The sequence below is a fragment of the Ectothiorhodospira haloalkaliphila ATCC 51935 genome (assembly GCF_000633935.1).
Classification (GTDB): Bacteria; Pseudomonadota; Gammaproteobacteria; order Ectothiorhodospirales; family Ectothiorhodospiraceae; genus Ectothiorhodospira; species Ectothiorhodospira haloalkaliphila.
On sequence record NZ_KK214998.1, the window covers coordinates 603,599 to 610,021 of the forward strand.

The 6,423-nt window shown below is 62.4% G+C and carries 9 protein-coding genes; 6 read left to right on the forward strand and 3 right to left on the reverse strand.

All coding sequences use genetic code 11. From position 1 onward, the window contains the following. Positions 1-145: 145 nt before the first annotated feature. A complete protein-coding gene (locus ECTHA_RS20390) occupies positions 146-766 on the reverse strand; it encodes a reverse transcriptase domain-containing protein (protein ID WP_238984844.1) in 621 nt (206 codons plus the stop codon). 252 nt (positions 767-1,018) lie between these two features. On the opposite strand from ECTHA_RS20390, the gene ECTHA_RS20695 reads away from it, so the two are divergent. Continuing rightward, a complete protein-coding gene (locus ECTHA_RS20695; protein WP_425305686.1) occupies positions 1,019-1,159 on the forward strand; it encodes a type II toxin-antitoxin system RelE/ParE family toxin in 141 nt (46 codons plus the stop codon). A gap of 8 nt (positions 1,160-1,167) precedes the next feature. Beyond that, the gene (locus ECTHA_RS0110675) at positions 1,168-1,521 is read left to right on the forward strand and encodes an addiction module antidote protein (protein WP_025281677.1); all 354 of its coding nucleotides are present in this window, start codon (positions 1,168-1,170) and stop codon (positions 1,519-1,521) included. An 11-nt stretch (positions 1,522-1,532) separates the two neighbouring features. Here ECTHA_RS0110675 and ECTHA_RS20700 read toward each other — a convergent pair whose 3' ends face one another. Next, the gene (locus ECTHA_RS20700; RefSeq protein WP_084306935.1) at positions 1,533-1,727 is read right to left on the reverse strand and encodes a CcdB family protein; all 195 of its coding nucleotides are present in this window, start codon (positions 1,725-1,727) and stop codon (positions 1,533-1,535) included. Between the two features lie 162 nt (positions 1,728-1,889). Continuing rightward, positions 1,890-2,777, reverse strand: a complete 888-nt coding sequence (locus tag ECTHA_RS0110685; RefSeq protein WP_025281678.1) for a LysR family transcriptional regulator — start codon at positions 2,775-2,777, stop codon at positions 1,890-1,892. A gap of 90 nt (positions 2,778-2,867) precedes the next feature. On the opposite strand from ECTHA_RS0110685, the gene ECTHA_RS18015 reads away from it, so the two are divergent. From ECTHA_RS18015 to ECTHA_RS0110705, 4 genes are all read left to right on the forward strand, one after another. Next, positions 2,868-3,779, forward strand: a complete 912-nt coding sequence (locus ECTHA_RS18015) for a cation diffusion facilitator family transporter (protein WP_025281679.1) — start codon at positions 2,868-2,870, stop codon at positions 3,777-3,779. Then, positions 3,776-4,051 (forward strand): Txe/YoeB family addiction module toxin, encoded by a 276-nt coding sequence (locus tag ECTHA_RS18020; RefSeq protein ID WP_051582691.1) that lies wholly within the window; start codon positions 3,776-3,778, stop codon positions 4,049-4,051. Before ECTHA_RS18015 ends, ECTHA_RS18020 begins: the two co-directional genes overlap by 4 nt. 175 nt (positions 4,052-4,226) lie before the next feature. Then, on the forward strand, positions 4,227-5,222 hold the full coding sequence (locus ECTHA_RS0110700) for a linear amide C-N hydrolase (RefSeq protein ID WP_244875626.1): 996 nt from the start codon (positions 4,227-4,229) through the stop codon (positions 5,220-5,222). Positions 5,223-5,226: 4 nt separating this feature from the next. Beyond that, positions 5,227-6,423 (forward strand): TolC family protein (locus ECTHA_RS0110705; protein WP_026623727.1); only part of this gene is annotated, 1,197 nt, incomplete at its 3' end.

The following is a 6,423-nucleotide window of genomic DNA, read 5'->3' on the forward strand; positions in this document are numbered from 1 at the left end:
GCTCAGCCCTCGCTCCCATTTGAGGCGTAGGACTTCTTTGATCTTCCGCATGGATAACCTCTTCGCTGGCATCTGACCTTCCCCGGATGGAAAGGACCAGCCTACCGGTAAGTTATCCCGCGTCTGGACACTTCGATGAGTCGACTCAGCGCCTCTGCCTGGGTGGCAGCCTTGCCGTGGAATCAGTGGCAGCTTTCCCCTGGAATGGGTGGCAGGCTTGCCGTGGAATCAGTGGCAACCTTGCTCCGGAATACGCAAGCAGGCGAAGGTCCCAATGACGCCGTTGTCCTGCGGCGGCCATGTGGCGCTGGGTCTGGACCTGTTTGCCCAGGACAACTCGGGCACCCACAAGGAAGGCGTGGGCTACACCTATCGGGGCTTTGTAAGCGCCCATAAACCGACCCGAGTTCCTTGTCCAGGTCATCCAGAAGGATATTGGCCAGCAAGGGCGACAGGGACCACCCTGGGGTGTCCCGATCACCGTTGCCTCAAGGGTGTCCCCGACCCGCACACCCGCCCGCAGATACTCGCCGATCAACGCCAGCAGCCGTTTATCGCGCACCTTGCGGCCCACTCGGGCCATCAGGATGTCGTGCTGGACCGTGTCGAAGAACTTCGCCAGGTCCAGATCGACGGCGATGCGGTAGCCATCAGCGATATGGGTTTGTATCCGCCTCAGTGCTCCATGGGCGGAGCGTCCGGGTCGGAAGCCGAAGCTCGAATCCGAGAATCCTGGATCGAAGATCGGCCCCAGAGCTTGCGCCATGGCCTGTTGAATGACCCGATCCGTCACCGTCGGGATGCCAAGCAGTCGCTCGCCCGGTAGTGTCGATTGATAGGGTGTATCCACGAGGCTACACTTCTTGGCATGATTGAGGTTCGCAAGACGGAAGTCTATGCCAAGTGGCTCGATGGGTTGCGGGATGTTCAGGGTCGCGCCCGGGTTTTAGCGAGAGTCGAGCGCTTGGCCTAAGGAAATCCGGGAGACGCCGAGCCAGTAGGTGAGGGAGTCTCTGAATTGCGGATCAATTATGGACCCGGTTACCGGGTGTACTACAAACAGCAAGGGGGTGAGTTGGTGATCTTGTTGGCGGGCGGCGATAAAAATAGCCAGTCAAGAGATATCAAGGCCGCACTACGCCTCGCTCGCAATCTGTAGGGTGACCCATGAAAAAGACAGCTACGTCCCGCTATGATGTCGCTGAGCATCTCCGCACGCCGGAAGAAATGGCGGCATATCTGGATGCGTGCATGGAAGAGGCAGAGGGTGACGCCGCCTTTATTGCGAAGGCGCTTGGTGATATCGCCCGTGCGAGAGGGATGTCGCAAGTGGCGCGTGATGCAGGTGTTTCACGCGAAAGCCTATACAAGGCGCTTTCGGGTGAACGGACTCCGGGGTTCGACACGATCCTTAAGGTGATGACGGCACTCGGTCTGAAGCTGCATGCCGAAGCGATACATAATCCAGATCATGCCCACGAAGGGGCTGCAACCGGCGCTCGTCCCCCCTTGCGCGGGTGAAGCGCTGGCATTCAGGAGGCGCGGGTGTTTAATCCAAAGGTAAAGCCAAAAGCAAGGAGGGTTCTGCTTGCCAACGAGCTTTTCCCCAGAGGAATAACGATACGAGTTGCCAGGTCGCTCAGGAGGCTGCTCTGAGCGTCGACAAGGTAAGGGTAGTGCGCTTGGCTGACTTTGCTGGGGTTGGGGTACACATCGAACGGTGCCATCAGAATTCCCTGAATTCATCACCGAAGCATCCGTGTTTTTCCACAAAATCGTTATATCGTAGAGTTCCGCCATGAGGGCCTCCGAGTGGCGCTTGGGCCATGCTTTGATCGTATGCGCATGGCAATGCGCAGACAAGCGTGCAACCCATAGAGCGGTCGGTTTCAACAGTCGGCCTGCCCGGTAAACCACGTCTCCAGGGCGTTGCCGAGCCAGGTGACCACCGGGCGCCCGTGGGCTTGATCCGCCTCCAGCGCGCTGAATGTCATCCACCAGGTGGCTTCCGGGTGGCGGATGACGCGCAGCCTGCCACTGGCCAGGTGCTCGGCGATCAGGGGTAGAGGCAGGTCACCCCAGCCGGTTTCCTCCATGACCACATCCCGCATGATTTCGAACTGGGTGAACGCCAGGTAGTTGGCGGTCTCAGGAGAGGCGGCCCGCAGGTTGCTGTCGCCCAGGTAGGCGAGGGTGATCTGGGTGTGCAGCACGAGATCGTCCTGGGTGACACGTGGCAGCCGCGCCAGCGGGTGTTCCGAAGCGGCCACGGTGTGCATGCGCACGTCGGCGATTTCCCGCAGGTGATGGTAGCCCAGGCTCATGGACTGAGGCAGGAGCCCGTAGGCCACATCCACGGCCTGACGTTCCACGAGCCGCGGGAGTTCCTGGGGCGCCGCCACGTACACGGAGACGCTTGTTTGCGGGAATTGCGTTTTCATGCGCCGCAGCAGATCCCGCCAGACGGCTTCCGGCAGGCTGTCATCCCGGGCGATCCGCAGTTGCGATTCGGCCCCGGTAAGATGGTGCAGGCACCGGGACTGGATCTGGTCGGCCACCTGCTGCAGGCGTCGACAGTCGGTGACGATGGCGCCCCCGACCGGGGAGAGTTCCAGGCGGTTGCCGGAGCGCTGGAACAGGGTCACCCCCAGTTCGTCCTCCAGGGCCGAGAGGCTTGTGCTCACGGTGGTCCGGCTTTGTCCCAGGGCGCGCGCTGCCGCGGCCACCGAGCCCGTGTCGACAATGGCGAGAAAACTTTTGATCTGTGCAATGCGCATGCTTTCGTCCGCCGGATATTCCGTCGCTGAGCGACTCACGGTTGTGAGTGTGTCCCCCTAGAATCAGTTCCATAAGATTCTGGAGGGATCATGAAGTATTTCTTTTCGCGGGAAAATACGTCGCTCGTTGTGTCTGCCGTGGCTGCTGGGTTGTTCGCGCTGGCCGGGGTGGCCTGGGGGCTGTGGATGGGGTCGCTGATGATCCTGTTTGACGGTGCCTACTCCCTGATCAGCCTGTTGCTCTCACTGCTGGCCCTTCACGTGGCACGCCTGATACGGCAGCCCGGCAACCGTCGCTTCCCCTTTGGGTATGCCGCGTTGCAACCGTTGGTCATTGCCATCAAGGGCATGACCATCACCCTGCTGTGCGCCATCTCCCTGGCTGCGGCGGTGAATTCCATCCTGGCCGGTGGTGACTCACTTCAGTTCGGGCTGGCCGTGGTGTTCACTCTCATCAGCGTGATTGGCTGCGGTCTCTGCATGCTTTATCTGCGCTGGTCCATGGGTGTGAACGGCTCGGGGCTGGTGGCGGCGGAGTATCAGCAATGGCGCATGGACACGGCGCTGAGTGCCGCCGTGCTGGCCGGTTTCATCGGCGCGTGGGGCCTGGTGCAGGCAGGCCAGGGTCATTGGGCCGTTTATGCCGACCCGGTGATGGTGCTGTTGGTCTCCGCTTACTTTCTGTGGGTGCCGGTACGGATGACCTTGAATGCGGTGCGCGAACTGGTGCTGGCGGCGCCGCCCGCCCACATGGAGCGTCGGGTCACGGCTGCGGCAAGCGCCATGGGCCTAATTCCGGAGCAGGTACGCATGACCAAGGTGGGCCCGTATCTGGTTCTGGAGGTGTCGCTGCCGGCCGAGGAACGGCGGTCGCCAGAACTGATTCGGTTCGGTTTGTACCGCGCCCTCACGGGGGTGGCAGTGCGGCCTGTGGTGCTGGTGCACGCGGGCTCGGACCATGATCCCATGTGGCCGTCGCTGGATGTGCCGGGGCGGCGGTGAGCGGGGGGGGGGGCGTCGCTGAGTTTGAGGATCAATGGCAGAAAGATGCAAGGAAGTTGGCATCCAGCGGCGGCCTTAAACCAAAAGCTCAGGAACTTTTAGCGCTGATAGCGGAAGATCCATACCGCAAGCCGCCTCCGTTTGAGATGCTCATTGGTGATCTTGCCGGGGCCTATTCACGCCGCATCAATATTCAGCATCGTCTGGTCTACCAAGTGCTCGAGGACGAGCGAGTGGTGAAAGTTCTCAGGCTCTGGTGCCGCTACGAATAATTCACCACGCCACGCGGAGGTCTCATGGCAAAAGGATGTGTCCTGTTGTAGCCTCAAGACTTACTTGAGTGCTTTGGTGCGGCGTCCCGGCCATGAACCGGGTCAGGGAGGGGTTATGTCCGTAAGGTTATTCAGCTGTGCTTTTGTCCTGGTGGCAGGTCTCCTGGTTTCGGGTGTGGCGGAAACCTGCACGCGGGTGGTCTATCAGGGCCCGGACGATCGAATCCTCACCGGACGTAGCATGGACTGGAAGCTGCCCATGGTGAGCAACCTGTGGGTATTTCCCCGCGGCATGGAGAGAGAGGGACTGGCTGGGGATCGCTCGGTGACCTGGAACAGCCGCTTTGGCAGCCTGATCACATCCGGCTACGATATTTCCACCGCCGACGGCATGAACGAAGCCGGTCTGGTGGCCAATCTCCTGTGGGAGGTCAACGCCACTTATCCTGACGATGATGGTGAAACGCCGCGCATCTCCGTGGCGATTTTCCCGCAGTATCTGCTCGACCGTTACGCCACGGTGGAGGAGGCGGTCGCCGACCTGAATTCGAACCCCATTGACGTCGTGACGGGCCCGCTGCCCATTGACCCGAGTCGCTTCGCCACCGTGCACGTGTCCCTGTCGGACGCGACGGGCGACAGTGCGGTGATCGAGTTCATCGACGGCGAGATGGTCATCCACCACAGCCGCGACTATCAGGTGATGACCAACGAGCCCACCTACGAGAGGCAGCAGGCCATCCTGGAGTACTGGGAAAACGTGAATCCGCGGGAGTTCCTGCCCGGTACGGTACGTGCCTCCGATCGTTTCGTGCGCGCCCAGTTCTATATCAATGCCGTGGTGCAGAGTGACGACCCGCGGGTTGCCGCTGCCTCGGTGTTCAGCGTCATCCGCCAGACGTCCGTGCCCTGGGGTATCAGCGTCGCGGACGCCCCCAACCTGTCGACCACCCGCTGGCGCGTGGTCGCCGACCACAAGCAGCGGCGCTATTACGCCGAGTCGGTGATCTCGCCCAGCGTGTTCTGGGTCGACCTTGATCAACTGGATTTCAGTGAAGGCGCAGACATCCGCAAACTGGACCTGGGTGTGGACATGGAACGGGTGCTCTCCGGTGAGGTATCGGAGTTGTTTGAAGTGGCCGAGCCGTTCGCCTTCCAGGCAGCGGATTGACGCCGTGTGGCGCCAGTTCCTGGCGGTGTTGGGGCTGCTGTGGTGTGGCGTTGCCGCAGGGCAGGAGCCCGATCCGCTGTCGCTGGATTTTCGCGGGGCACTGCAGCACCTTGTCACCGTCAACGAAACGCTGCAGGCATCCCGCGCCACCGTGGAGCAGCGTCGGGCCGAAAGGGCCGAGGCTGATGCACGGCGACTGCCGAGCGTCGAGCTCACGAGCCGCTACAGCCATTTGAACGCGCCGCTGGAGGCGGATATCGGTCGGGTCGGTGATGCCTTGATTGGCAGGATCCGGCAGGCCGGGGTGGATTTCCCGCCGTTCACTTTGCCGCGCCACTACCGCATACAGGATCGGGATTTCGTCAACGTGTCGCTGCAGGCGGTACAGCCTGTGTATCTGGGTGGACGTATCCAGGCGGGGAGGGAGGCCGCCCGGTTCGGACTCGAGGCCAGCAAGGCCGAGATGGACCGGCATGGCGCCGAGCTCGAAGTGGCGCTGGTGGAGCGCTATTTTGGTCAGGCACTGGCCCGGGAATCGCTTGAGGTATACAAACGCAGCACGGAAAGCCTGCGGCTGCATGAATCCAACGCGCGCCGTTTGGAGGCCGAGGGGCAAATCGCCCGGGTCGAGCGTCTGCGGGCCAGTGTGGCCCTGGCCGAGGCCGAGAACGAACTGTTGGTGGCGCGTGAACAGCTGGAGTTGTCCCGGGCGGCGCTGGCGGCCCTGCTGGCCAGCGACCATCCGGTGACCACCGCGACGCCGATCCCCGCCCCGCCGCCGTCGGTGGATCGCGATGCCTGGAAGGCGGCGGCGGAGGTTGCCAACCCTGGCCTGCGTCAAGCCGCTCAAACCCTGCAACAGGCCCGCGCCGGTGCCCGCGCCACTCGTGGGGAGTTCCTGCCGGTTGTTTCCCTGTTCGGGGCTCGTGAACTGTATACCGAAGACCTGACGCTGGTCGACCCGGAATGGGTGGTTGGCATCCAGGCCAACTGGACCCTTTTCGATGGTGGCCAGCGCCGGGCGCGAATGGCCCTGGCAGAGGCACGCGTCAGCGAAGTGGATCGACGCCTGGCGGCGGGTCGACGCGACGTAGCCCTGCTGGTCGATCAACAGGTGGATCGGCTCAACGGGGCACTGGCCCGCCAGCGGACGCTCGCCGCCACATCCGAGTTGACCGCTGAAAGCCTGCGCGCCCAGCAG